Source organism: Robertmurraya phoenicis, assembly GCF_047302285.1.
In the GTDB taxonomy this organism is placed as follows: domain Bacteria; phylum Bacillota; class Bacilli; order Bacillales; family Cytobacillaceae; genus Robertmurraya.
In genome coordinates this window covers 1525963-1552187 of sequence record NZ_CP154845.1, presented here as the reverse complement: position 1 = coordinate 1552187, position 26225 = coordinate 1525963, and the positions used below count along the sequence as shown (strand labels likewise).

Sequence of the window (26225 nt, the reverse complement as noted above, 5' to 3'; positions counted from 1 at the left end):
GGATTTTTACAAAAAACCACAATCTATGCGAAAACAGCGTTTAAAATAATAGCATTTCAAATATGAATAATTTTCCCATAAAAATATGGTACGATAGAGAAATCAATGAAAATGCCTATAAAGAAAGTCATGGAGGAGAAAATGATGAAAGCAAATCTGGTCATGTACTATGCACCCATTGGATTAGGAGCCTATTTTGCTTATTTAGTAGGTTCGTTTGGGACAGATTTACTTGTAGCAGTATGGCTTCTCTTCCTGTCAATCTTGAAGCCACAAAAAAGATGAAAATTCCAAAAGATATACGAGAAACGATTATTCCACTTGGAGCCTCTATGCATAAAGAGGGTTCTGTCTTAGGTGTCATTATAAAAATTGCCATCCTATTCAGTGTCTTTGATATGGAATTTTCTGGTTTAGGTACCATTGGACTTGCGATGTTAATTGCGGTCCTTGGCGGAACTGTCATGGGAGCTATCGCAAGCGGTGGAATGATTGCTGAAATGTTAATCATCAGTTTATATCGTTTTCCCATGGAAGCACTACCGATTATTGCCGCTATCAGCACGATCATCGATGCACCGGCAACTGCCTTAAACGTAACGGGAGATAATGCTTCTGCGATGCTGGTTTCAAGAATGTTCGAAGGGAAGGATTGGATGGAAAAGACGGGAGAAGCATGATTTTACGTAAAAAAAGGTTAACTGCACGACCTAGCTCAAGTATAAGAGGTCTTTTGTTGAGACTGTCGATTAATAATCTCCTCTTCACAAAATAAGAGGAGTTTTTCCTGTTAAATATTTGGGTGGTGCCCTTTTAGGGGAAATAACGGAAGATTTTCCGCTTATGGAGAGCAAAATCGTTTATTTTGGCATTTTTTGAGGGAATAGCAGGAATTTCTCCTGTTATTTGGGCTCTTTTTCATGATGCTTGCTCATTAAGCGGAATTTTTCCTGTTAATTTTTCATACCGATATTCCTACTGTTTATTCGAACATTTTATCGAATACTTATCCACAAATCGAGGGAATTTATAAATTTCTCTAAAACAAAAAAATTCATGCTAATCGCATGAACGTTTTTTTTAAGTATGTAAAGAGTCCCAATCGTGCCGTCGTACGTTTATCCTTCGTTTTGAACCCGCACTCAGCAGGTGGGTGTTCTGTTCCGAGTGGTTGTAAGTCCTATTGACTAGGCATTTACTTCACCAGGAAACGCAAACTCCCGAAGGTAGTATGTTAGGTCAAAACATAGGGTTTACCACAAACACATCAGGACTCTTTATTTGTTCTTATCATAGCATATTTAAGTCTCCCTTTCAAGGAAGCCCCCTATGCAGTTATTACCAATTACTTCTTTTTTAATGATAAATGCAGTTCAGTAAGCTGTGCTTCACTGACCTCACCTGGTGCTTCTGTTAACAAGCAGCTTGCACTTGCTGTCTTCGGAAAGGCAATGGTATCACGAAGATTTGTACGACCAGCGAGCAGCATAACTAAGCGATCCAAACCTAGAGCGATACCACCATGTGGTGGTGTACCGTATTCGAACGCTTCAAGTAGGAAGCCAAATTGTTCTCTTGCTTCTTCTTCAGAAAAACCAAGAATCGAGAACATTTTCTCTTGAACTTCTTTTTCGAAAATACGAAGAGATCCTCCACCTAGCTCATAACCATTCAACACTAAGTCGTATGCTTGCGCACGGACTGCACCTGGGTCAGTGTCCAATAATTCTAAGTCTTCTCGAACAGGCATCGTAAATGGATGATGGGCAGCGAAATAACGGCCTGCCTCTTCGTCATATTCTAATAGTGGCCAGTCCGTCACCCATAGGAACTGAAACTTGCTTTGGTCAATTAAATCAAGTTCTTTTCCAAGCTTAAGACGAAGAGCACCTAACGCATCTGCCACGACGTTTTTCTTATCAGCGACAAATAGCAATAAGTCACCTGTTTCCACTTCTAATGCTGACTGAATGCCAGTTGCCTCTTCTTCGCTAATGAATTTTGAAATTGGCCCCTTTAAGCCCTCTTCCTCTGCCTTCAACCAAGCTAGACCCTTTGCTCCATAGACAGCTACAAACTCCGTTAAAGCATCAATATCTTTTCTTGAATAGTTGGAAGCTGCTCCCTTCACATTAATGGCCTTCACTTGTCCACCGGAAGAAACAGCGCCTGCAAATACTTTGAAGCTTGAATCCTTCACGATTTCAGATAAGTCAACGAGCTCAAGTCCAAAACGAGTATCCGGTTTATCTGAACCGAAACGAGCCATGGCTTCATCATATGGCATACGAGCAAATGGAATCGAGATATCTAAGCCTTTTACTTCTTGCATCATTTTCTTCATCATTACTTCCATCATGGCAATAATGTCATCTTGACTTAGGAAGCTTGTTTCAATGTCGATTTGTGTAAACTCTGGCTGACGGTCTGCACGTAAATCCTCATCACGGAAACAACGGGCAATTTGATAATAACGTTCAATTCCACCGACCATAAGTAGCTGTTTAAAAAGCTGTGGAGATTGTGGTAAGGCATAGAATTCACCTGGATGAACACGGCTCGGTACTAAATAATCACGCGCTCCTTCTGGGGTGCTTTTTGTTAACATTGGCGTCTCTATATCTAAGAACCCTTCACTATCTAAAAAGTCACGGACCACTTTTGTAACTTGATGACGCATTTTGAATGTTTCAAACATGACTGGGCGTCTTAAATCTAAGTAACGGTATTTTAAACGAATATCTTCAGATACATCTGCTTTATTATCAATTGTAAAAGGAGGAGTTTTCGCTTCATTAATAATCGTAACTTCCTGAGCTTTCACTTCAATCTTTCCGGTCTTTACATTTTCATTTACGGTTCCCTCTTCACGGGCGACCACTGTTCCTTTAATATCGAGAACATATTCATTTCTAATTTTCTCAGCAACCGCTAAAGCTTCCTTTGATTCTTCAGGGTTAAAAACGACCTGGATAATGCCTGTACGATCACGTAGATCAATAAAAATAAGACCACCGAGGTCACGACGCTTTTGCACCCACCCTTTTAAGACTACTTGTTCTCCAATCGCTTGCTCTGGTACTTCTCCACAAAAATATGTTCTCCCGTACACTAAAAATTCCTCCTTATTCAGCTGAAGCCTTGAATTCTTCTACAAATTCGTCTAACGAATATTCTTTTTGTTCTCCTGTAGCCTGTGATTTCACATTAATTTTATTTTCATTCAGCTCATTTTCGCCTAATATCGCTACATATTTTGCTTTTAAGCGATCGGCTGCTTTGAACTGAGCCTTCATTTTTCGATTTAAATAATCACGTTCTGCTGAAAAACCAGCGTTTCTAAGTTGATATAAAAGCCCAACCGTATAATCTTGAGCTGTTTCCCCTAACCCTGCTAAATAAATATCAATGCCTTCAGTTAGTGGAAGTTCCACCTGCTCCGCTTCTAATGCAGCAATAAGACGTTCAATACTTAGACCAAAACCAATACCTGGTGTTTCAGGTCCTCCTACTTCTTCTACTAAACCGTTGTAGCGACCGCCACCACATAGAGTCGTAATCGCTCCAAAACCTTCTGCATCACTCATAATTTCAAAAGCAGTATGGTTATAATAGTCCAATCCTCTAACCAAGTTTGAATCTACTTCAAATGGAATTTCAAGGGCTTTTAAATATTGTTGAACCTTCTCAAAGTAAGCACTTGAATAATCATTTAAAAATTCTAGAATCGATGGAGCAGTTGCCATCAGCTCGTGGTCTCGATCCTTTTTGCAATCTAGAATTCTTAATGGATTTTTCTCAAGACGATTTTGACAGTCAGAACAAAATTCTCCAATTCTAGGTTGGAAGTGATTAATGAGAGCTTCTCTATGAGCATTTCGGCTCTCTTTGTCCCCAAGACTATTGACGATAATCTTCAGTTTTTTCAAACCCATTTCTTGATATAAGCTATAGGCTAAAGAAATCACCTCAGCATCGATTGCTGGATCGGCACTTCCTAACGCTTCTACCCCAAATTGAACAAATTGACGGAAGCGCCCTGCTTGTGGTCTTTCATAGCGAAACATTGGTCCCATATAATAGAGCTTTACCGGTTGGTTCGCATATCCAAACATTTTGTGCTCTACAAATGAGCGCACAACCCCAGCTGTACCTTCTGGGCGAAGGGTTATACTTCTACCACCTCTATCTTTAAACTCATACATTTCCTTTTGAACAATATCCGTTGTATCTCCTACACTTCTTGTAAACAACTCCGTATGTTCGAAAATGGGTGTGCGAATTTCCTTATATTGAAATTTCTCACAAAGCTCACGTGCTTTTTTTTCAATCAATTGCCATTTTTCTATTTGTCCAGGTAAAATATCCTGCGTTCCCCTTGGAATATTAATAGACATCAATAAATCCTCCTCTAATATCCGATAAAAATATAAAAAACTCCCGTCTCTTGTATAAAATATACAAGGGACGAGAGTTATAATCCCGTGGTGCCACCCTAATTGAAGACGTAAAATTACGCCATTCCACTTTGACAGTTAACGCCTGTTCACGTTCCTCTCCTACTAAAGAAAAATTCTTTTTCAGAGCGAAGCCTACGGAGTGTTCATTCATTAAGTCATTATGTAGAAATGCTTTCAGCCTACGACATTTCCTCTCTAACCAAATGGTTCTTAATTACTATTCTCCATCAACGGTTATGATGTTCTCATACTTTATTTATATAATAATACGGAGCATGCCTACAATTGTCAAGACTAATCACGAACGTTCTAATTGTTTCTTTAATTTTCGCACATCTCTCATTGTTAAGCCAAATTCAGATGCTAGCTCTACCATACTTGAATTCTGTTCCTTCTGCAGAAAATCATGAAAATCAATTCCAAACAATTGATTTTCTCCTTGTTGAATCGCCATCCCTTTATCGCTAAATCTCATCTGAATCACCCTTCTCCTGTTTTATCTCTCCTTATTGTTTCCAGGAAGGGAGAAAAAATATCCTTTACTTTAAAAAAAGGAAAATAAATGAAGGCACAGTGCTTAACAAGTTAAGCTTGATCCCTTAGAATAGAAGAGATCGTTTTTTTTGCGAAGGGAGGCAGAGAATGAACACAAAAAAATACATACCACTTTTGCTTAGTCTTTTTCTTACCCTATCACTTATTCATCCACCGCTAAAATCTGCCGCAGCAGGCTCTGTACAAGTCAGTGGAGTAAATGTCAATGTTCGTGAAGGTCCAGGCCTTAGCTACAATGTCATAAAAAAAGTGAACAAAGGGGAGACCTTTTCCTTTATTAAAGAAGAAGGCGATTGGGTTCAAATCGATATTGGCTCAGGCAAAAAAGCTTGGATTGCGAATTGGCTCGTCACCAAAAAAGAAAGTACAACTAGTGTTGCCAGTAACTCAAAGGGGTCTGTAACAGCTAATAGTGTCCGAGTCAGAACAGGTCCTGGGACAAACAACTCCGTACTAGGTTCTTTAAATAGAGGGGATACGGTTGATATTCTTAAAACAGAGGGCACCTGGTATCAAGTGAATACACGACTAGGCAAGGGATGGATTGCAAAAGATTATGTGCAAGCAAACACAGAGACCACATCTGGAGGAAGTGTTGGAACGATTCATGCAAGTTCACTTAATGTTCGTTCTACTCCATCAACACAAGGGAAAGTCCTTGGCAGTCTCAAACAAGGGGAAAAAATAACCGTTCTATCTCAACAGAATGGTTGGCTTGAAATTACATACAAGAACCAAAAAGCTTGGATTAGTAATGACTATGTGAAGTTGGAATCGACTTCTACTACTGGAACATCTACTTCAACATCGAAAACTCAATCCAGTTCGAATGCAACTGGCATTATCGGTACAGTGACCGCCACTTCTCTAAATGTAAGAAATTCCGGTTCCTTAAATGGACAAGTTATCGGTCATGTATCGAAAGGAGATTCTTTTCAAATTTTAGAAGAAGTGAACAGCTGGGTGAAGATTCAGCTTAAATCAGGCAAATTTGGCTGGATTGCTGGATGGTATTTACAAAAATCAATGCCATCTGAATCCACTGGGGCAAATGGTTCGCCGAAAAATAGTACCTTAACGATTGATCAGAATGGTACAAATATTCGTTCTGGTCCTGATTTAAGTTCGAAAGTTATCGCAAGAGCAAATGCTGGAGACAAATTTCCCATTGTCAATATCCATAAAGATTGGTATGAAATTAAGTTATCAAATGGAAAAAGTGGATATGTGGCCGGATGGATCGTCACCGTTAGTAGCGGAGTCCCTCAAGTCGAAAAACTCGGCTCTAGTTCGGACATAAAAAACAAAAAGATTATGATTGATCCTGGTCATGGTGGTCGTGATAACGGAGCTACTGGGGCGAAGGGAACGCTAGAAAAGAACTTAACCTTAAAAACTGCCCAGCTCTTATCAGCGAAACTGAAAGCTAGGGGAGCAAAAGTGTTATTGACGCGAAATAATGACCAATATCTTTCACTAGGCTCAAGAGTGAGTATGGCTCATTATCAAAATGTCGATGCCTTTATTAGCCTTCATTATGATAGTATTGATAACCATACAGTAAGAGGGATGACAAGCTATTACTATCATTCCAATCAAAAGTCTCTCGCCTCTAACATCCATACTGCTACTATTAAGCAGACAAAGATAAAGGATCGGGGCGTGCGCCAAGGAAACTATCATGTCATTCGGGAAAATAAGCAACCCGCTGCATTACTAGAGTTAGGATATTTAAGTAACCCTACTGAAGAGTTGATGCTTACCACGTCCCAATATCAAGAACAAGTCACCAATGGGATTGTTCAAGGGATTGTAACCTATTTCAAATAGTGAAAAAGACCTCAGGAAGAGATGCCATATCTCCTTCCTGAGGTCTTTTCTTTGTTTATTTACTTTCCAACATAAGTGTAACCGGTCCATCATTCGTCAACTGTACATCCATCATCGCACCAAATTGACCCGTTTCAACGCGAATCCCCTGTTCTACTAATAAACGATTAAAATGCTCATATATCTTTTCCGCATGGTCAGGTCGAGCTGCTTCCATGAAGTTCGGTCTTCTTCCTTTTCGACAATCTCCGTATAAGGTAAATTGGGAGACAGAAAGAATTTCTCCCCCTACATCAAGTAAGGACAAGTTCATTTTCATATTGTCATCTTCAAAGACGCGTAGATGAACAATTTTTTCAGCGAGGTATTTCGCATCCTCTTCACTGTCTTCATGGGTCACACCTACTAAGAGGACGAACCCTTTATTGATTTTACCAACTACATTCCCTGCAACCTTTACTTGAGCTTCCTTGCTTCTTTGCACGACGATTCTCAAACATATAACCTCCTCTAAAAAAAGAAAAGCTGTCATCGACACGACAGCACGGATTTTTTAGGATTTGCAATAGCTTTATTCCACTCACACACTATTTTATCTCTACCTAGTTCATAATTCTTCTTACAGCATATATATCTGGTATTTGTTTAATGCGATCGACAACCTTTTGTAAGTGGGAAACGTTGACAATCATGATCGTCATACTGATGGTCGCCATTTTATTGCGATCCGATCTCCCTGTTACAGCAGAGATATTCGTTTTCGTTTCACTGACTGCTTGTAACACTTCGTTCAGTAATCCTCTTCGATCATATCCCGTGATTTCAATATCGACATTATACTCTTTACGGTCATTTAAGGCTGTTTCCCACTCGACTGGAATGAGTCGTGCTTTCGCATCGGCTGTATCGATATTGGTGCAATCGGCACGGTGAACAGAAACGCCACGACCCTTTGTGATAAACCCGACGATATCATCCCCAGGTACAGGGCTGCAACATCTCGATAAGCGAATGAGAAGATTATCAATTCCCGTTACTCTAACACCGGATTCACGCTTCTTCTTTGTTGGGAATGATTTTAATTCACTAACTGCATTGGCAATCGTTGTACCCTGTTCTAAATCGCGCTGCTTACGCCATTTCTCTGTTAAACGGTTTGCCACCTGAAGGGCGGTTATCCCATTGTAACCAACGGCAGCATACATATCTTCCTCACTGAAAAAATTGAATTTCTCAGCAACTCTTTTTATGTTTTCAGGGGTTAAAATTTCTTTCAGTTCGAACTCCATATTGCGAATTTCTTTTTCTACAAGCTCGCGTCCTTTTTCCACATTTTCTTCCTTGCGTTGCTTCTTGAAAAATTGCCGGATTTTGTTTTTCGCCTGTGAAGTTTGCGCAAGCTTAATCCAATCCTGACTCGGGCCATAGGAGTGCTTGGATGTAAGGATCTCGACAATATCCCCTGTTTTAAGCTCATAATCAAGGGTAACCATTTTCCCATTTACTTTAGCGCCAATTGTTTTATTGCCGATTTCAGAATGAATTCGATAGGCAAAATCAATGGGAACAGAGCCAGCTGGCAATTCGATGACATCCCCTTTAGGAGTAAAAATAAAGACCATGTCAGAAAATAAATCAATTTTTAATGACTCCATAAATTCCTCAGCATTGGTAGAGTCATCTTGAAATTCAAGAATTTCTCTAAACCATGTGAGCTTGTCGTCTATTGAGGAACTATCATCAACCGTTTTTCCTTCCTTATACGCCCAGTGGGCCGCGATCCCGAATTCAGCAATACGATGCATATCAAAGGTACGTATTTGAACTTCAAGTGGGTCTCCCTTTGGTCCAATGACGGTTGTGTGCAGGGATTGGTACATATTTGCTTTAGGCATGGCAATATAGTCTTTGAATCTACCTGGCATAGGCTTCCAACATGTATGGATGATGCCAAGAACGGCATAACAATCCTTAATACTATTAACCACAATGCGAACGGCAAGCAAATCATAAATTTCGTTAAACTGCTTATTTTGCAACGCCATTTTTCGATAAATACTATAAATATGCTTCGGTCTTCCGGATAAATCAGCCTTGATGGCAACCTCATCTAACGCTGTTCGCATTTCTATAACAACGTCATCTAAATATTGCTCACGTTCTGCCCTCTTTTTCTTCATTAAATTCACAATGCGATAATATTGTTGTGGATTTAAATAGCGAAGAGCAGTATCTTCGAGTTCCCATTTAATTTTGGAAATCCCTAGACGGTGGGCTAAAGGGGCAAATATCTCTAGCGTTTCATTGGAAATACGTCGCTGTTTTTCAGCTGTTAAATGCTTTAATGTGCGCATATTGTGAAGTCTGTCTGCGAGCTTAATTAAAATGACACGAATATCTTGAGCCATGGCCACAAACATTTTACGATGATTTTCCGCCTGCTGTTCTTCATGAGATTTGTATTTAATTTTTCCCAGCTTCGTTACTCCATCAACGAGCATTGCCACTTCATCATTAAAGGCTTCGCGGATGTCATCAAGTGTAACTTCTGTATCTTCCACAACATCGTGTAAAAATCCAGCCGCAACCGTATCTGGATCCATTTGTAAGTCAGCGAGTATACCAGCTACTTGGATTGGATGGATTACATACGGTTCCCCTGACTTTCTATATTGGTCACGATGAGCATGTCTAGCAAATTCATATGCTTTTTGAACAGTCTTGACATGTTCATCATTTAAATATTTCCTTGTTATTTCGATGACCTGTTCAGCTGTCAAAACTTGTTCATTGGCCATGTAATCACCTTATCTATTTGAGGTATTTGTGTTAAACCATTCACTGTAAAAAAAGTAAATATAAAATAATATAATTGTTACTATTATCGAAAAAAAACAACGATATGTAAAGAGATTAAGCATTCTTTTTTCAAGAAAAGCAAGAAATTTGTCGAATTGCACGAAATGAAGCAACCGAAATAAAAATAAAAAGAGCGCACAGAGCGCTCAGAATCAATTAAAAATCCATTAATGTTAAAATATCATAGCCGTCTAATTTGCTTCTACCTTCTAAGTAAGTAAGTTCAATTAAAAAGGCAATTCCAGCCACAACTCCACCAAGCTCTTCGACTAATTTAATCGTAGCTTCGATTGTTCCTCCAGTTGCAAGAAGGTCATCCGTAATAAGAACGCGTTGTCCTGGCTTAATCGCATCCTTGTGAATGGTTAATACATCCTTCCCATACTCTAGACCATAATCAACATCAATCGTTGCTCTTGGTAGTTTACCTTTCTTACGAACAGGGGCAAAACCAATTCCTAAAGAGTAAGCCACTGGACAACCGATAATGAACCCACGTGCTTCAGGACCAACAATAATATCTATATCCTTCTCGCGGGCATATTCCACAATTTGATCTGTCGCGTAGTGATATGCTTCTCCATCATTCATCAAAGGAGTAATATCTTTAAATTTAATTCCTGGCTTTGGCCAATCCTCTACAATTGCAATATGCTTTCTTAAATCCATTCTTCAACTGCCTCCTCATTGGTAACCGACCCAGTTATCATTTCGTCAAACCATTTTTTTAGTTGGTCGACGGATGAATAGAGTAACTCCCCTTCAAGAGCATAGTGTGTCTGCTTTTGCTGGTATGTGATCGATTCTGATAAATCTTTTTTATTTTTAACCTGATTTAAGGTAATAAATCCATTATGTTGTTTAATAAACTCTAATTCTAAAAATACTTGCGACATGAAATCAATCGTCGCTCTCGTCCAACCACGGTGCTTGGCAAGATCATCTCCATACCTTTTCAAATCGAAAGGTGCCTTCTTCATAAGGAAACCGTAATACCATTTAAAATGTTCTCTTGTCGGCAGCGTCGAGAAATAATCACTCTCTTCTCCGTAAAAATGAACATAGATCCTCGCAGGTTGCTTTTCTTGTAAAAGTGAGAAGAGAAAGTCCTTTGAAGGTGGCAAATCGGATAGGACAATGCTCCGATCATCAATTTCCAAATTTTGAGCCTTTTCTAAGCTATCGAGCACAACTATTTCGTTATTTTGATTGGCAAATTTGCTTACATACTTATCATTAAATACAATCCAAAGGGCATCAGAAAGACTGTTAGCCAATTTTTCCACTCTTTTTAATCCACGATAATCAAATAGCTGCCACTCATGAACGGCTAAATCTTGGAGAAAAATTTGTGGCTTCCGTATATTGTTCCATTCATTAATCGCTAGTTCTCCAATAACCGCTAAGCTAGCGTAAGGAGAAACCTCGTCTAATAAGCTACCCAAACCAAATCCAATTCCGTCTAACGAACTTCCTTGGTCCTCTAAAACAAGTTTTAAATGAGTTTGATCGGCACCGATTTTTTTCATTTGGGCGATACGAGATGACTTAATGAGTACTTTCGGTTTCGGGTTGCTCATCCCAAATGGGGCAAGCATTTGCATTTCTTCAAGTGACTTTAAGTCGACATTCTTTAATTCTATTTCACTGTCAAGCTTGGTGACAGGAATGAAATCTTCTTCAGTAAGCATTTCCCGAGCTAATTGATTCAAACGACTACGTAGCTCACCAACGTCCTCGATTTTTAATGTCATCCCCGCTGCCATTGGATGCCCACCAAAATGAGGCAAAAGATCTCGACAGGTAGATAAATTTTGGAATAAATCAAATCCAACAATGCTACGAGCAGACCCTTTTGCGAGTCCCTTTTCTTCATCAATACTTAAGACGATTGCTGGACGATAAAATCGATCGACAAGCTTCGAAGCGACAATTCCAATGACGCCTGCATTCCAGCCAGGTTTGCCGACGACAATGACAGAATTTTCTTCGATCGGATAGTTTTCTTCCACCTCTCGTATCGCGTCTTCTGCCATTTCAGTAACAAGAGCTTGTCTTTCTTTATTTAATGTATCAATTTCTTCAGCAATGGTCTCTGCTTCATATGGATCATCAGTTAATAAGAGATCAACGGCAATATCAGCACTTTCTAATCTGCCAGCTGCATTAATTCTAGGACCAAGAAGGAATCCAATCGTCTCCTCATTAATCGCAGACAAATCAGCACCAGCTAATTTCAATAATGCTTTTAAGCCATGATTTTCCGTTCTTTTTAGAGCCTCTATTCCTCTTTTGGCAATTAAACGATTTTCTCCAACTAGAGGGACTAAGTCAGCTATAGTGCCGATTGCAGCAAATTGTAATAGATGCTCTGGTACCTTCCCCAATAGGGCATGAGATAATTTAAATGCTACTCCAACACCAGCTAAATCATGAAATGGATAAGGACTGTTTTCCAGTTTTGGGTGGATGATCGCCAATGCTTCAGGTAACTCTGGTCCTGGTTCATGGTGATCGGTAATAATTAAATCAACACCGATTTCCTTTGCAATTTGAGCTTCATGAATCGCGGCAATTCCTGTATCAACGGTAATAATGAGACGAATACCACTTTCCGCAGCATGGCGAAATGCTTTTTCGTTCGGGCCATACCCTTCAGTAAAACGATTAGGAATATAAAATTGCACATTAGCCCCTAAATGTTGAAGGGTCAGCATCATGACAGAAGTACTTGTCACCCCGTCGGCATCATAATCTCCAAATATGAGGATCGGTTCTTGATTATCAATGGCATCTTTTATGCGAGATACAGCAATATCCATTCCTATTAATGTGAATGGATCGTGAAACGCATGATCTTTATCAAAAAGAAAAGATGAGGCAAGCTCTGGAGTTTCAAATCCCCGATTGACAAGTAAAGATGCTACTAGCGGGGTAATGCTTAGTTCCTCTACGAGTCTTTTCTTATTTCCTTCATCAACTTGTTGGCAAATCCATCTAGTTTTCGGCTTTAACATACGTTCACCTCTCAACTTTTCTATTATACTAGAGGGATATATGGGGTTCAAGCTAAGAGTGTATTCGTAAATATTGAAAAAATCATAAAAATACACCCCAAAAGATAAATTCGACTTTTTCTTTTGGGGTGCAGTACAGATTCACTGCCTTTTACCTATTTTTCTTTTTGCTTATTTTGGATTGTACGGATTGATATGCACGAAAACATTTTCTACATTCTTTTCCTGTAACAATTTTCTCTTAACGGCTTTTCCCACTTTATGGCCTTGCTCTACTGTCATATGTGGATCAACTGATATTTTTATGTCGATAATGACGTAATGGCCATGCTCACGGGCATGAAATTCGTCAATTTGCTTCACATCCGAAACAGATTCAACAACTTTTCTAAGCTCAATCGTATCTTCTTCACACATCACTCGATCAAGGGTATTTCCGATTGATTCCTTTCCAAGAATCCACGCCATCCTAATGATCATCAGAGCCACTACAAGACCTGCGACCGGATCGGCATATTCGAGCCATCCAATTTGTAAGTAGTCACCAAGTACTGCTGCCCCAATTCCTACTAATGCAGCTAGCGACGAATAGACATCAGAGCGATGCTCATACGCATTGACAATGAGGGCATCACTATTTAGCTGCTTTCCTAATCGAAATTTATAACGAAACATACACTCCTTTGTAATAATCGAAATCAAAACTGCAGAGATCGCAATTGGTTTTGGGGCCTCAATTGGATGAAAAAATGCATCAAAAGAGGCTCTTCCAATTTCTAACCCAACAAGAAACAATAAAACAGCGACAATGATAGCTGCAATAGACTCTGCTTTTCCATGTCCATACGGGTGCTCCTCATCAGGTGGTTGCTTCGCTGCTCTTAAGCCGATAAAAACAGCTAATGAGCCAGCCACATCTGATGCAGAATGAACTGCGTCCGCGATTAGCGCCTTACTATTGGCGTATATGCCAACACTCCATTTTAATGCCGCCAGCACAATATTACCAACTATCCCAATGATGGCCGCAAACTCCGCTTTCTTAAAGCGTTCGCTTTTTTCCAACTGACTCCCCCCTAAACGCAAAGAACAGACTAATCTTTAGAAGACAAACCTTTTAGCAGTGTAACCTAATCCTTGCAGTCTCATAAGGATGGTAACCATTTTTCCATGTAAAATATTCAAAGTTATTTAAATTTGTCCATAAAAAACCGCAGGAAATTCCTGCGGTTTCGGTCGTTATACTTGTGGTTCATCCGTTTTCTTTTTCTTTTCCTTATAAGTAATCAAGGCACCCTTTGTCTTCAATTCCTTCGCCTTCCACACATACCATAGCTGTGCTGCTAAGAACAAGGAAGAATACGTTCCTGCTATTAAACCGATGAGCAATGCAAAGGAGAAGTTCGTAATAGATTCACTTCCAAAAATGAGTAAAGCAATTACGGCAAGCACAGTGGAAATAATCGTATTTATTGATCTTCCAAATGTTTGTCGTAAACTTACATTCACAATGTTAGCCAGCTCATCCACTGACTTGATACGTCTCTTCTTCTTCATATTTTCACGTATCCGATCGAAGGTAACAATCGTATCATTGATGGAATATCCAACAATGGTCAATACGGCGGCAATAAAGGTTAAGTCTACTTCAAAACGCGTAATACTAAAGATCGCAATGATAAAAAATGCATCGTGAAGTAACGCTATTACCGCTGGGATAGCCATGCGCATTTCAAATCGAATCGTGACATAAATGATAATTCCGATGGATGCGATTAGTATTGCCCGAACAGCATTTTTTGCCAATTCTTTCCCAACTGTTGGCGATACGGTACTTACATTCGGCTCATGACCATATTTTTCATTGAATTCTGTCTTTAAATCAGCAATCTCATCTGAATTAAGTATGTCTTCGCCTTTTATGCGAGCTACTCCAATATTATGGGTATCCCCTGAAATGACGATATCATCTGTCTTAATTCCAACAGATTCTAGTTGCTCTTGAAATTCTGCCTTCGTTAAGGAATGATCGGAAAGTACCTCTATTCTAGTACCACTTGAGAAATCTATCCCTAAATTTAAGCGGAAAATCACTAAGCAAAGGAGTCCTGCTACAAGTAAAATCCCTGAGAAAGCAAAGTATTTTTTACGATGTTTAACGAAATCCCACTTATCAAACTTCGTCGGTAAATCAATCGTATCAAAGTTTTCAGCAATATCTTTAATATCAGATTGCTTCACACCTAACCAACCAGGCTTTTTATTGAAGAAGTTACTATTCACCCATAAGCTAAGTAAAAATCTTGAGCCAAATACAGCCGTGACAAAGCTTACTAATATACTGACGATCAACATCGTCGCAAAGCCTTTTACTGAGCTTGTCCCATATAAAAAGAGAACAGTTGCTGCAAGTAGAGTCGTAATATTGGCATCGAAAATAGTGGATAAAGAACCACTCGTACCTGTTTTAAAGGCTGCTTTTAGGTTTCGTCCAACCTTTAATTCTTCTTTAATACGCTCAAAAGTAATAATATTCGCATCGACTGCCATCCCTACCCCAAGAATAACCGCTGCAATTCCCGGAAGAGTCAATACAGCATTCATCCAATCAAAGACAACAAGAATTAAGTAAATATAGACAGACAATGTAACAGTTGCGATGAATCCAGGGAATCGATAAAAAGCAATCATGAAAATAAAAATAGCGATAACGCCAATGAGCCCTGCCATTACAGTCTTGTCTAATGCATCTGCTCCAAATTGTGCTCCTACAGAAGTAGAATATACTTCCTCAAGCTCAACAGGTAGAGCTCCTGCATTTAAAAGGTTTGCTAAAGTACTAGCTTCTTCAATCGTAAAATTTCCTGTAATTGAAACCGTATCTTGATTAAAAATTTGAGAGACTCTCGGTGCGGAAAGGTAAGGAGGTTCTTCTTTTACAGCCTCACCTCGGAAGGTATGCTCTCCTTCTTCAAAATCTAACCAAATTACTAGTAGATTATTCGGACTGCCCTTTTGGACAATCTGCTCCGTAACTTGCCTAAACTTATCAGCACTCTTTAATTTAAGCGAAACACTTGGTTGACCGTTTTCATCAAAGGTTTGTTGGGCGCCGCCTTCAACTAAGTCACGTCCATCCATCATTAAAGTATCGTCTACATCTCGAAACGATAAATTTGCTTCCGTTGAAAGCATTTCCCTTGCTTGGTTCTGATCATGAACACCTGCTAACTGGACACGGATACGATTATCTCCTTCAATCTGGAGACTCGGCTCGCTTACACCTAATGCGTTAATCCGTTTGTTTAACGCCTCAGCTGTACTAGCCATCGTAGCGTCATCTATCGTTTGTCCATCTTCTGCTTTGACCTCATAAAGTACTTCAAATCCACCTTGTAGATCTAAGCCGAGCTTTATATTTCCTAGAATATTTGTTGTCGTTGCTCCAATCATCCCACCTAATACGAGGACAATTAGGAAAAAAGCAACGATTCTACTACGTTTGACCATTATGTAGAAATCCTCCTTAAAAGAACGCACAAACCGTTTCTTTAGTGCTGTTAACCTATTATTTCATTGGCAAGAAAGTCAATATGATTATTATGAAACAGTTTAGAATAGGTGTCAATTTTGTATGTTAGAGCTAGGTTCATTTTAATAGTTCTTTTAGCTCTGCTTCGTCCTCAAGGGAAAAATCAAGGAGCTTCAAGGCTTCAACAGAGGCAAAACTCATATATTCACCAGGTTTTAATGAAAGAATATCAGCTACAATCTCATATAGTTTAATGTCCTCTTTGACTCGTTTCCATTTCTTACTCGTTAAAAAATCCCACAATTGTTGCTCCCTAATCGTTCCATAACCTAATAGATTTAATTCTTCCGCTTTACTTACGAGAGCCGGTTTCACTTCATTGCGGAAACGGTCGTATTCATGGACAGTGCTCATTTAGACTCCTCCTAGATAAAACTTCATATAGAAAACGAAACAACTTGTCATGCTTTGTCCACATTCATGCATATAGATAATTGTATATGATCTAAGACTATTCTGAAAGCGACTTTCCATGAAAATACTATTTTTCTTTCCAAGCATTGTCTTGTAGAACTTATATCCAGAAGGCAGGGAGCAAGATGTCTAAGTTTCTCAAAGGAACGATTATTTTATTAGTAGCGGGATTAGTGACAAGAGTTCTCGGATTTATCAATCGTATTGTGATTGCCCGATTTATCGGAGAAGAGGGAGTCGGCCTCTATATGATGGCATTTCCTACACTAATGCTTGTTATTACCATCACACAATTAGGACTTCCTGTTGCCATCTCAAAAAGTGTGGCTGAGGCAGAAGCAAAAGGAGATTTTAAGAAAATCAAGAAAATATTAGTCGTATCACTCACGACAACCATCTCCTTGTCTTTATTGTTCACACCTGCCTTATTTTTCAGCGCCCCTTATTTATCTGACCTATTATTTACCGATAATCGCACGAAATTACCATTACTTGCAATTACACCGATCATTCCGATTGTTGCCATTTCAGCTGTCATAAGAGGATATTTTCAGGGAAGACAAAACATGAAACCTGCTGCCTATTCTCAAGTGATTGAACAAGTCATCAGAATCGCTCTCATTGCTGTCTTAACAAAAATGTTTTTACCATACGGAATCGAATTCGCAGCTGCAGGAGCGATGCTTGCCGCCGTTATTGGGGAACTGATGTCGTTACTCTATTTAGTTACCACCTTCAAAATTAAAAAGAAATTTCCTGTTAGAAGAAATTTCTTTAAGCAAATACAAGCTGGGAAATCTACTTTTAATGAATTAATGGGCGTGGGCCTACCGACTTTGGGAAGTAGATTAATCGGAAACTTTTCCTGGTTCCTTGAACCAATTGTCGTCTCATATAGTCTAGCTTTAGCGGGAGTTGGAACGGCCTTAGCAACGAAACAATATGGTTCCCTTACTGGGTTCGCTATGCCTCTCTTGTTTCTTCCTTCGTTTATTACGTATTCTTTATCGACTTCGCTAGTACCGGCTATTAGTGAAGCCAACTCAAAAAATGATAAAGGGCTGATTGAATATCGATTACAGCAGGCATTACGTTTCGTCTTCTTAACAGGTGGACTTGCTATTGTCTTGTTATATGTTTTAGCAGATCCATTAATGGAATTTATGTATGGCTCAACATCTGGCGCAATTTTTATCAAAATAATGGCTCCATTCTTCCTTTTCTATTATTACCAAGGACCACTTCAAGCAACGTTACAAGCATTAGACTTAGCACGAGCAGCAATGATTAATAGTATTATAGGGTCCGCTGTTAAGCTTGGTGTCATCTTGGCTCTTGCCAGTCAACCGAGCTTTGGCATAAACGGGGCTGCACTTGGAATCATTATCGGCATTGTATTGGTAACATTTCTCCATTTTGCCACCGTTTTGAAGCGTATTTCCTTTACTTTTTATATTCTCGATTATGTAAAAGCCTTTATTGTGATGGGCCTCTCAGGGTGGCTTGGATTTTATACTTTTGAGCAAATTTCAGATGTTCCACTTGCCTTCCACATTATACTGGCTACCTTCGTGATGAGTTTAAGCTATTGTATTCTTCTTCTCTTATTCGGCTTAATTCGAAAAAATGATTTACAAAGAATTCCAAAGATTGGTGATTTTTTAGCTTGGTTTGCATTCAAATAAAGGAGACTCCATACTGAGTCTCCTTTATTTCAGATCGATAAAAAATTCCCCGTTTTGATAACTGCAAAAGGAGATTTTCTTTATATCTCGATAGCCACGTTTTCTTAGTTCTTGTCTGATCCATAGCATATTCTTGTCAATCCGTTCTAAATTTTTTTCTTGAATCTCTCCATCAATGATCAGAGGAATTGTATAGCTCCCTTCATTTTGTTCTTTTTCAAAAACGGTTAGCTTTCCAGAGGTCTCAAGAATGGCAAATTCTACATCGGCGATATTTCGAACATTTTGTTCTCTTAATTGGAGCAAAAGGTCATCAAAATTATAACGTTGCTTTTTCATTTCTTTTTCATCGATTTTCCCCTTATTGATGATCAATGTTGGTTTTCCTTCCACCACATCCCGAAAACTCTTACTCTTTAATGAAATGTAAGCAAAAACAATTTGAATGGTCATCAGGAGAATCATGGGCGTTACGACAAAGAGAAGATTATCTTTCGGGCTGTCTATTGCAGCAACCGCCAACTCGGCAATCATAATATATACAACTAAATCCAATATACTTAATTCGCCAATCTCTCTCTTTCCCATCATGCGGAAAATTAGGATGATGAGGGCATAAAAAAATAACGTTCTAAGTGCAATCTGAAAAAGATCAGCCACATTTTTTCCCCTTTCATGCTTATTCTATCTGTTCCGACTCCTTCGTTATTATTCTCAATCCTTTTCGTAAATATGAAAAAGCAGAATTTCATGATAAAAACGGCCTGAGTATAGAATTTAAAAAAGATTCGCTTCTATTTTTCAACTCACATGAATATGCATGTACTAAGACAAGCAAAAGGCTTGTTCAGCCCTGCATTTTCGCTGGACTGAGCATTCTACTTGTACAAAAATATATGTATTCTCGTACGAAGGGAGAGGGTCAAAATAGAAGAGTCAAAAAACCATGGAATTGCTGTCTTATACGGAGTAATTGCCATCTTTTTACTGTTAATCATTTCGAGTTTTATATTCTCTATTATCCTTAGGTTTACGAGTACGCAAGAATCGTCATTAGGGGTCATAACGACCATTATATCCTTCATCACCTTATTTGCAGGAGGATTTATCACGGGCAGAAAAGGAAAGGAAAAGGGTTGGCTTATTGGGACTCTAACTGGGGTTCTCTACACAATCATTATTTTTCTATTTCAATACTTAGGTTACGATAGTCTCTTTTCATTGGAGCAAATGATTTACCATGTATGCTATATCATCACAGCGATGATGGGTGGTATTTTAGGAGTTAATATGAGCACTCCGAAGACTCGTAATGCTTAAGACCGCCCGCAAACGCTCGCTTCATTATTGATCTTTTATCAACATAAACTATAAAAGCGCCGTTCTTCTTGAGAACGACGCTTTCTTTTCGTGAATTGAATTAGCTCTTAGCTAGTAAATCACTTGATGATTCAGTTACTTCACGTACCGCAGCGCGATCGTATGTAAGACGACTTCCATCTCCACATTTGATAACAATCTTACCTTCATCAATTGCGTCGACGATACCATGTAGTCCGCCAATCGTTACAACCTTGTCACCTTTTTTAAGTTCATTTTGCATTTGCGTAACTGCTTTTTGACGCTTTTGTTGTGGGCGAATTAATAAAAAGTAGAAAATCGCAAACATTAATATCAGTGGGGCAATTGTACCTAACATTTCCATTTGTCCAACCTCCTTTCAAGCCATATCTATTTACTATTTTAGAAGTTTTTTGCGTCGGGCTTATTAAAGCCATATCTTTCAAAAAATTCTTCTCTGAAGTCCCCTAATCGATCCTCTCGAATCGCTTCTCGGACTTGCTCCATTAATTTTAACAGAAAATAGAGATTATGGTAAGTTGTAAGTCGTATTCCGAATGTTTCATCACATTTAATTAGATGACGAATGTAAGCACGACTATAATTTTTACATGTGTAGCAATCGCAATTTTCATCGATAGGTCCAAAGTCTCGCGCAAATTTCGCATTTTTTACAACAAGTCTTCCTTCGCTTGTCATCAATGTACCATTGCGAGCAATTCTTGAGGGGAGCACACAATCAAACATATCAATCCCTCGAATGGCCCCGTCTATTAATGAATCTGGCGAACCTACTCCCATTAGGTATCTAGGCTTATTGGAAGGAAGTAACGGTGTCGTAAATTCAAGGACACGATTCATTATATCCTTTGGCTCACCAACAGATAATCCACCGACTGCATAACCAGGGAAATCTAAGGAAACAAGATCCTTCGCACTTTGCTTGCGGAGCTCCTCGTATTCCCCACCTTGGACAATTCCAAAGAGACCTTGATCATTTGGACGTTGATGAGCATTCAAACATCTCTCCGCCCATCTTGACGTACGTTCAACGGATTTTTGCATATATTCATATGTCGCAGGGAAAGGGGGACATTCATCAAATGCCATCATAATATCTGAGCCTAACGCATTTTGAATCTCCATCGCTTTTTCTGGAGATAAAAAGAGCTTGTCCCCGTTCAAATGATTACGAAAATGAACCCCTTCCTCTTCAATCTTGCGGAACTCACTTAAGCTAAATACTTGGAAACCACCAGAGTCTGTTAAAATAGCCCGATCCCAATTCATAAATTTATGAAGGCCACCAGCCTCTTTCACTATTTCATGTCCTGGACGGAGCCATAAATGATACGTATTGCTCAAGATAATACCAGCACCCATTTGCACGAGCTCTTCTGGAGACATCGTCTTAACCGTCGCCAATGTTCCGACAGGCATAAATACGGGTGTTTCAAATGAGCCATGGGGAGTATGGACTCTTCCAAGTCTTGCTCCTGTTTGTTTACAGGTTTTGATTAATTCATAACGTATTGCAGTCAAATTCATGTACCTCCTGATGTCCACTTTGCAAAGGTTGCAAAGAGACAACTATAATATCAACATCGCGTCTCCAAAGCTAAAGAAACGGTATTTTTCTTCCACAGCAGTACGGTAGGCATGTAAAACAGGTTCTCTACCCGCCAATGCACTGACAAGCATGATGAGTGTAGATTTCGGCAAATGAAAATTCGTGATCATGCCATCAATCGCCTTAAAATCATAGCCTGGATAAATAAATATATCTGTCCAACCACTGTCAGCAACGAACTTTCCTTTATGCTTTGATGCGATCGTTTCTAATGTCCTCGTTGAAGTGGTTCCGACAGAGATGATTCTTCCACCATCTTTACGTACCTCGTTTAACAGATGAGCCGTATCCTCTGTTACTTGAAAAAATTCAGCATGCATTTCATGCTCCAAAATATCATCCACACTGACAGGACGGAAGGTGCCGAGACCAACATGCAACGTAATAAAAGTGATATGGACGCCCATCTCCTTTAATTCTTCAAGAAGCTCTTCAGTAAAATGAAGACCTGCCGTTGGAGCGGCCGCTGAGCCACGTTCCTTTGCATAGACAGTTTGATATCTTTCCTTGTCTTCCAGCTGTTCTTTTATGTATGGCGGTAGAGGCATTTCACCAAGAGCCTCTAATACCTCATAAAAGATTCCTTCATAGCGAAATTGTAGAAGTCGTCCACCATGGTCTTTTTCACCAACACAAACAGCAGAAAGCAAGCCATTTCCAAATGTAATGACAGAGCCTTCCTTAATTCGCTTCGCTGGTTTCACAAGAGTCTCCCAAGTGTCCCCTTCTAACTGTTTTAAAAGAAGAACTTCAATTTTTGCTCCTGTATCTTCTTTTTCTCCAAAAAGTCGTGCCGGTAAAACTCTCGTATCATTAAGAACGAGACAATCACCTGGTTTTACGTAATTTTTAATATTTTTAAAAATATCATGTTCAATTTGCCCATTTTCCTTATTTAAGACCATAAGTCTACTGCTTGCCCGTTCCTCTAGTGGCGTTTGTGCAATCAGCTCTTCAGGCAAATGAAAATCAAATAAATCTACCTTCAATGATGTCACCCTGTTCCTTATTCATAGCTTGCATATTCCTAGTTTGCGAATCAATCCTAAAATCTACTACTTTGATCAACGAAATTTCCCTAAAAAGTAAAAGATAAGGGAAAGTACGATACTGATGATTATCGATGTAACAATCGGAAAATAAAAAGTGGTATTGCCTTTTTTGATGACGATATCTCCTGGAAGCTTTCCAATGTGAATAAATTGCATGAGAAATCCAACGACAAAAATGATTACTCCAACAATCATCAGAAACTTAGGAATTCCGCTCACCAGAAGGCACCTCCATCCCGAAATGGTGATAAACTAAGTCTGTGACAATTCGACCACGAGGCGTTCTTTGCAAGAAGCCAATTTGTAATAAATAAGGCTCATACACATCCTCAATCGTCATTGACTCTTCTCCAATCGTTGCGGCAATCGTCTCTAATCCCACTGGTCCACCGCGGAATTTTTCAATAATCCCCTTTAATAACTTGTGGTCGATATGGTCTAACCCTAGTCGATCCACTTGTAACAGCTCTAAAGCCTTTTGCGCCAATGAATGGTCAATATCCCCATTCCCACGAACTTGGGCAAAGTCACGTACTCTTCTTAACAATCGATTGGCAATTCGCGGGGTTCCCCTCGATCTTCTGGCAATCTCTGTGGCCGCAAGAGAATCAATCTCGACCTCAAACACTTCAGCCGTTCGAATGACGATTTCCTTTAACTGCTCTTCTCGATAGTACTCTAGCCTGCTTAACACCCCAAAGCGATCACGTAAAGGTGCTGATAGAGAACCAGCCCTTGTCGTTGCTCCAACCAGTGTAAAAGGTGGGAGCTCAAGACGAACGGAACGAGCACTCGGCCCCGTACCAATGACGATGTCTAAGCAAAAATCTTCCATTGCAGGATAGAGAACTTCTTCAATCGACCTTGGAAGACGATGGATTTCATCAATAAATAAGACATCTCCAGGCTCTAGGGCTGTTAAAATGGCGGCCAAATCCCCAGGTCTCTCAATCGCTGGACCTGCGGTTGTCCGTATATTAACGCCCATTTCATTCGCTATAATCGTTGCTAAAGTCGTCTTCCCAAGACCGGGAGGACCGTAAAGGAGGACATGATCCAATGTTTCCTTGCGCAGCTTTGCCGCTTCGATAAAAACTTCTAAGTTCTCTTTTACCTTATCCTGGCCAATATATTGCTTAAGGGTTTGTGGTCGCAAGCTTTGTTCAATTGAAAGCTCTTGAATATCCGCCTCTCCAGACACGATTCGATCCTCCACGATCTTCACCCCTTACTTATTTTAATAATTTTTGCAGACCTTTTTTAATATATTGGTCCGTCGATAATGTTTCTCTCTGTAATTCTGGTGTAATCTTCTTAATTTCCTTTTCATAATAGCCTAGCGCTTTTAAAGCAAGGATGGCTTCCTCAAGGTCTTGATTTAAGCGATCAGACCGAACACCTTTTTCTGGTGCAAACAGATCTGGAAAAAAGTCTGGCACGACATTTTGTAGCTTCCCTTTTAAATCGAGAATCATTTGTCTTGCCGTTTTCTTTCCTACCCCTGGAAATTTCACTAAAAAGCCTTCGTCTTCATTTTCAATCGCATCAACAACTTGTTCTGGCTCGCCTGCTGCTAAGATCGCTAGTGCCCCTTTTGGACCGATCCCCGACACATTTAAAAGCTTCGTGAAAAGAGTCTTTTCTTCCCTTGATTGAAAGCCGTATAAGGCCATCAAATCTTCACGGACATAATGATATGTATAAACCTTTATCTCTTTTCCTTGGTCTTTAGCATAAACAAACGGATTAGGCGTTGTTATCTGAAAGCCCACTCCGCTCGTCTCTAACACAATATATTCAGGGCCGACAAAGTCGACCTTCCCTTGAATAAACTCAAACAACTGCATTCGCCCCTCTTTTTTGCTGTACACCATTGTACCATACAATCCACTACGCATAAAGAAAAGCTGTCGTTTAAAAGGGAAGAGAACGTCTTATAAACTTTTATGATTGATTCATCTTTTTCTCAGCCTCTAAGTTCCGCTTTCAAATATAACAGGAAAATTTCCTCTTATTCAGTAAATCTCATGAAAAACAGCTTGAATAGCAGGAAAATTTCCGCCTATCACTTCCCAAAACGTGAAAATAGGTGATTTTTCTCTGCATAAGCGGAAAATCTTCCCCTATTTCCCTCGAAATGAGCTCCATTGAAGGATATAACCGGAGAATTTCCGCTTATATTACTGTTGCTGATTACTCGAGGTTACGGACAAGACATCAATCGATTTAATCAAAAAAACTCCGCTTATTTTAAGTTTGCCGGTTACTCGAGTTAAAGACAAGACATCTTAAATGGCGTTTTTCTCAAAATCTAATCTCGTGGTAAAAGAAAAAAGAACCGATTTTATCCGGTTCCTAGTTAACAGATTAATTTGCCATCTTTTCTTCAAGGGTGAAATTTTTGAAAGTCTCTAACACTTCTACATACTGTTCTTTATTTTTTATCGGGATCCCCTTTTTCAATTGTTCATGTTTTTTACTTTCAAGCTTGCCAATGTCCAATTGAAAAAAAGTATGAATGATTTTCGATGTTTGTGGTCTTCCATTAAATATCGTTAATACCCCATCATTATCAATTCCAAAATAACCATTGGACTTAAGGAGTGGTGAAATATCATCAACAAATTCTCTAAATACTACTTTATCCTCCGTCATATCAATAAGCTGCCAGCTATTATATTTTGCCCAAAAATCTTCCATCGACCAAATCGTTTCCTTGACCGTTTCTTGACTGAATTCCCCGTCTAGATACATTCGTTCAAGTACTACCTGAACTTCAAGCGGCTCAAACTGTAACGTTTCTTTCGCTTCTTCATTTTTTGCTTTAACATTGTCAAAGCCAATGGATCCGATAAGGAAAATTGCCATCAATAGACATATCATAGACCTTTTGATTTTCACAACGGTCACCTCTTTAAAAGTCATAAGTAAATTCATACAATTCCTGTAAAATATTTTTAAACTCCACTATTATTTTGACCATTTATAGAAATATTAACCTTTTTTATTAAAACTTTTGCCATAAGTAAAGGAGCAAACCTTTTTCAGCTTGCTCCTTCACTTTATTGATTATTCTCAACAGCTCTATTTGTTTCATTGCTTATCGTTCTAAAAATATGGTCGATATCATCATTAATCACATCGCGAGGTCCACCATCTCGAAGTTCATTATCAATGGTGCGGATCCGACTATACATACTGTCATTTGTCGTGACTGTAACTTTTTTTCCATCAGCATGGGGTTCTACAGCTTCACGAATCGCCGCTTTTGTTTCATCAGATCTCTGCGGATCCTCTAAAACAGCACCAACCATGATCTGATCTTCTTGAACGACCGCTCTTGCATCTGCCACATTCACAACAGTTGTCGCCGTATACGCTACCCTTTGGGCAAGCCTTCCGTTATACGCTGTGTAATAAGGACTTCTCGCCCCACTATTATTCGTATTCAAATGGGCATGATAGTTTTGGTCACTACGGCTAAATAAGGTCGTATTATATTCTCCATCTGGGGCTGCTTCATTATTAATACGAAGGAGCCTACGATTGCCTCCTTCACCTGCAATCGTATGATCTAATATTTCTGTAACCGGGCCATCGTTATCTTCATTCACTAAGTTAGCATTTCCGCCGTCTTCTTCATGATGTTCATTGGAATGATAACCGACTGCAAGTGGCTGACGGTCCTGCCCATCCACTGCCTCATCATTATTTCCACAAGCACCGAGTCCTAGTGCGATCGCTACTGTGGCTGGCCATGCAAAATATTTATATTTCAATGATGAACGCC

General features: G+C 39.3%; 22 protein-coding genes, 1 other RNA gene, 1 pseudogene and 1 other annotated feature. Of the genes and pseudogenes, 4 read left to right on the top strand and 20 right to left on the bottom strand.

The window, feature by feature from the left end; translation table 11 throughout:
• Nucleotides 1-132 precede the first annotated feature (132 nt).
• Nucleotides 133-680 (top strand): annotated as a pseudogene (locus AA0X71_RS07520) (dicarboxylate/amino acid:cation symporter); the annotation flags it as partial.
• A 411-nt stretch (nt 681-1091) separates the two neighbouring features.
• Here the strand turns inward: AA0X71_RS07520 and ssrS are convergent.
• From ssrS to AA0X71_RS07500, 4 genes are all read right to left on the bottom strand, one after another.
• A non-coding RNA gene (gene ssrS / locus AA0X71_RS07515) (6S RNA) lies at nt 1092-1277 on the bottom strand.
• Between the two features lie 68 nt (nt 1278-1345).
• Nucleotides 1346-3112, bottom strand: a complete 1767-nt coding sequence (gene aspS, locus AA0X71_RS07510) for an aspartate--tRNA ligase (protein WP_413360950.1) — start codon at nt 3110-3112, stop codon at nt 1346-1348.
• A gap of 13 nt (nt 3113-3125) precedes the next feature.
• Nucleotides 3126-4397, bottom strand: a complete 1272-nt coding sequence (hisS, locus tag AA0X71_RS07505) for a histidine--tRNA ligase (RefSeq protein WP_413360948.1) — start codon at nt 4395-4397, stop codon at nt 3126-3128.
• Nucleotides 4398-4460: 63 nt separating this feature from the next.
• Nucleotides 4461-4700, bottom strand: a binding site (T-box leader).
• A gap of 58 nt (nt 4701-4758) precedes the next feature.
• Complete coding sequence (locus AA0X71_RS07500) at nt 4759-4935, bottom strand: hypothetical protein (protein ID WP_413360946.1); 177 nt, start codon at nt 4933-4935, stop codon at nt 4759-4761.
• Nucleotides 4936-5102: 167 nt separating this feature from the next.
• On the opposite strand from AA0X71_RS07500, the gene AA0X71_RS07495 reads away from it, so the two are divergent.
• The gene (locus tag AA0X71_RS07495) at nt 5103-6845 is read left to right on the top strand and encodes an SH3 domain-containing protein (protein ID WP_413360944.1); all 1743 of its coding nucleotides are present in this window, start codon (nt 5103-5105) and stop codon (nt 6843-6845) included.
• 55 nt (nt 6846-6900) lie between these two features.
• Here AA0X71_RS07495 and dtd read toward each other — a convergent pair whose 3' ends face one another.
• The 7 genes from dtd to AA0X71_RS07460 all read right to left on the bottom strand — a co-directional run bounded on the left by dtd (nt 6901) and on the right by AA0X71_RS07460 (nt 16667).
• Nucleotides 6901-7341: a D-aminoacyl-tRNA deacylase gene (gene dtd / locus AA0X71_RS07490; RefSeq protein WP_413360942.1), complete on the bottom strand. Its 441-nt coding sequence runs from the start codon at nt 7339-7341 to the stop codon at nt 6901-6903.
• 106 nt (nt 7342-7447) lie between these two features.
• Entirely contained in the window at nt 7448-9643 is a 2196-nt protein-coding gene (locus AA0X71_RS07485) for a RelA/SpoT family protein (RefSeq protein ID WP_413360940.1), read from the bottom strand.
• Between the two features lie 217 nt (nt 9644-9860).
• Nucleotides 9861-10373: an adenine phosphoribosyltransferase gene (locus AA0X71_RS07480; RefSeq protein ID WP_413360938.1), complete on the bottom strand. Its 513-nt coding sequence runs from the start codon at nt 10371-10373 to the stop codon at nt 9861-9863.
• On the bottom strand, nt 10364-12721 hold the full coding sequence (gene recJ, locus AA0X71_RS07475; RefSeq protein WP_413360936.1) for a single-stranded-DNA-specific exonuclease RecJ: 2358 nt from the start codon (nt 12719-12721) through the stop codon (nt 10364-10366). Before recJ ends, AA0X71_RS07480 begins: the two co-directional genes overlap by 10 nt.
• Nucleotides 12722-12892: 171 nt before the next feature.
• Complete coding sequence (locus AA0X71_RS07470; RefSeq protein WP_413360934.1) at nt 12893-13786, bottom strand: cation diffusion facilitator family transporter; 894 nt, start codon at nt 13784-13786, stop codon at nt 12893-12895.
• Nucleotides 13787-13960: 174 nt separating this feature from the next.
• Nucleotides 13961-16231 carry a protein translocase subunit SecDF gene (gene secDF / locus AA0X71_RS07465; protein WP_413360931.1) on the bottom strand — a complete coding sequence of 757 codons (2271 nt, stop codon included), beginning with the start codon at nt 16229-16231 and terminating at the stop codon, nt 13961-13963.
• Nucleotides 16232-16370: 139 nt separating this feature from the next.
• Entirely contained in the window at nt 16371-16667 is a 297-nt protein-coding gene (locus tag AA0X71_RS07460; protein ID WP_413360929.1) for a post-transcriptional regulator, read from the bottom strand.
• Between the two features lie 185 nt (nt 16668-16852).
• Between AA0X71_RS07460 and spoVB the strand changes: the two genes are divergently transcribed.
• A complete protein-coding gene (gene spoVB / locus AA0X71_RS07455; RefSeq protein ID WP_413360927.1) occupies nt 16853-18412 on the top strand; it encodes a stage V sporulation protein B in 1560 nt (519 codons plus the stop codon).
• A gap of 24 nt (nt 18413-18436) precedes the next feature.
• Here the strand turns inward: spoVB and AA0X71_RS07450 are convergent, their stop codons facing one another.
• Complete coding sequence (locus AA0X71_RS07450; protein WP_413360924.1) at nt 18437-19072, bottom strand: DUF421 domain-containing protein; 636 nt, start codon at nt 19070-19072, stop codon at nt 18437-18439.
• A 222-nt stretch (nt 19073-19294) separates the two neighbouring features.
• On the opposite strand from AA0X71_RS07450, the gene AA0X71_RS07445 reads away from it, so the two are divergent.
• Nucleotides 19295-19732: a TIGR04086 family membrane protein gene (locus AA0X71_RS07445; RefSeq protein ID WP_413360922.1), complete on the top strand. Its 438-nt coding sequence runs from the start codon at nt 19295-19297 to the stop codon at nt 19730-19732.
• Between the two features lie 100 nt (nt 19733-19832).
• On the opposite strand, the gene yajC is transcribed toward AA0X71_RS07445, so the two are convergent.
• The 8 genes from yajC to AA0X71_RS07405 form a co-directional block, all read right to left on the bottom strand.
• Complete coding sequence (gene yajC / locus AA0X71_RS07440) at nt 19833-20117, bottom strand: preprotein translocase subunit YajC (protein WP_413360920.1); 285 nt, start codon at nt 20115-20117, stop codon at nt 19833-19835.
• A 38-nt stretch (nt 20118-20155) separates the two neighbouring features.
• Nucleotides 20156-21295, bottom strand: a complete 1140-nt coding sequence (tgt, locus tag AA0X71_RS07435; RefSeq protein ID WP_413360917.1) for a tRNA guanosine(34) transglycosylase Tgt — start codon at nt 21293-21295, stop codon at nt 20156-20158.
• 48 nt (nt 21296-21343) lie between these two features.
• The gene (gene queA, locus AA0X71_RS07430) at nt 21344-22372 is read right to left on the bottom strand and encodes a tRNA preQ1(34) S-adenosylmethionine ribosyltransferase-isomerase QueA (protein WP_413360914.1); all 1029 of its coding nucleotides are present in this window, start codon (nt 22370-22372) and stop codon (nt 21344-21346) included.
• A 75-nt stretch (nt 22373-22447) separates the two neighbouring features.
• A complete protein-coding gene (locus tag AA0X71_RS07425) occupies nt 22448-22654 on the bottom strand; it encodes a DUF2905 domain-containing protein (protein ID WP_413360912.1) in 207 nt (68 codons plus the stop codon).
• Entirely contained in the window at nt 22638-23651 is a 1014-nt protein-coding gene (gene ruvB / locus AA0X71_RS07420) for a Holliday junction branch migration DNA helicase RuvB (protein ID WP_413360910.1), read from the bottom strand. Before ruvB ends, AA0X71_RS07425 begins: the two co-directional genes overlap by 17 nt.
• Nucleotides 23652-23667: 16 nt before the next feature.
• Complete coding sequence (gene ruvA / locus AA0X71_RS07415) at nt 23668-24276, bottom strand: Holliday junction branch migration protein RuvA (RefSeq protein WP_413360908.1); 609 nt, start codon at nt 24274-24276, stop codon at nt 23668-23670.
• Between the two features lie 526 nt (nt 24277-24802).
• Nucleotides 24803-25330, bottom strand: coding sequence for a BofC C-terminal domain-containing protein (locus AA0X71_RS07410; protein ID WP_413362521.1), 528 nt, complete (start codon nt 25328-25330; stop codon nt 24803-24805).
• 167 nt (nt 25331-25497) lie between these two features.
• A complete protein-coding gene (locus AA0X71_RS07405; RefSeq protein ID WP_413360906.1) occupies nt 25498-26214 on the bottom strand; it encodes a YhcN/YlaJ family sporulation lipoprotein in 717 nt (238 codons plus the stop codon).
• Nucleotides 26215-26225 lie beyond the last annotated feature (11 nt).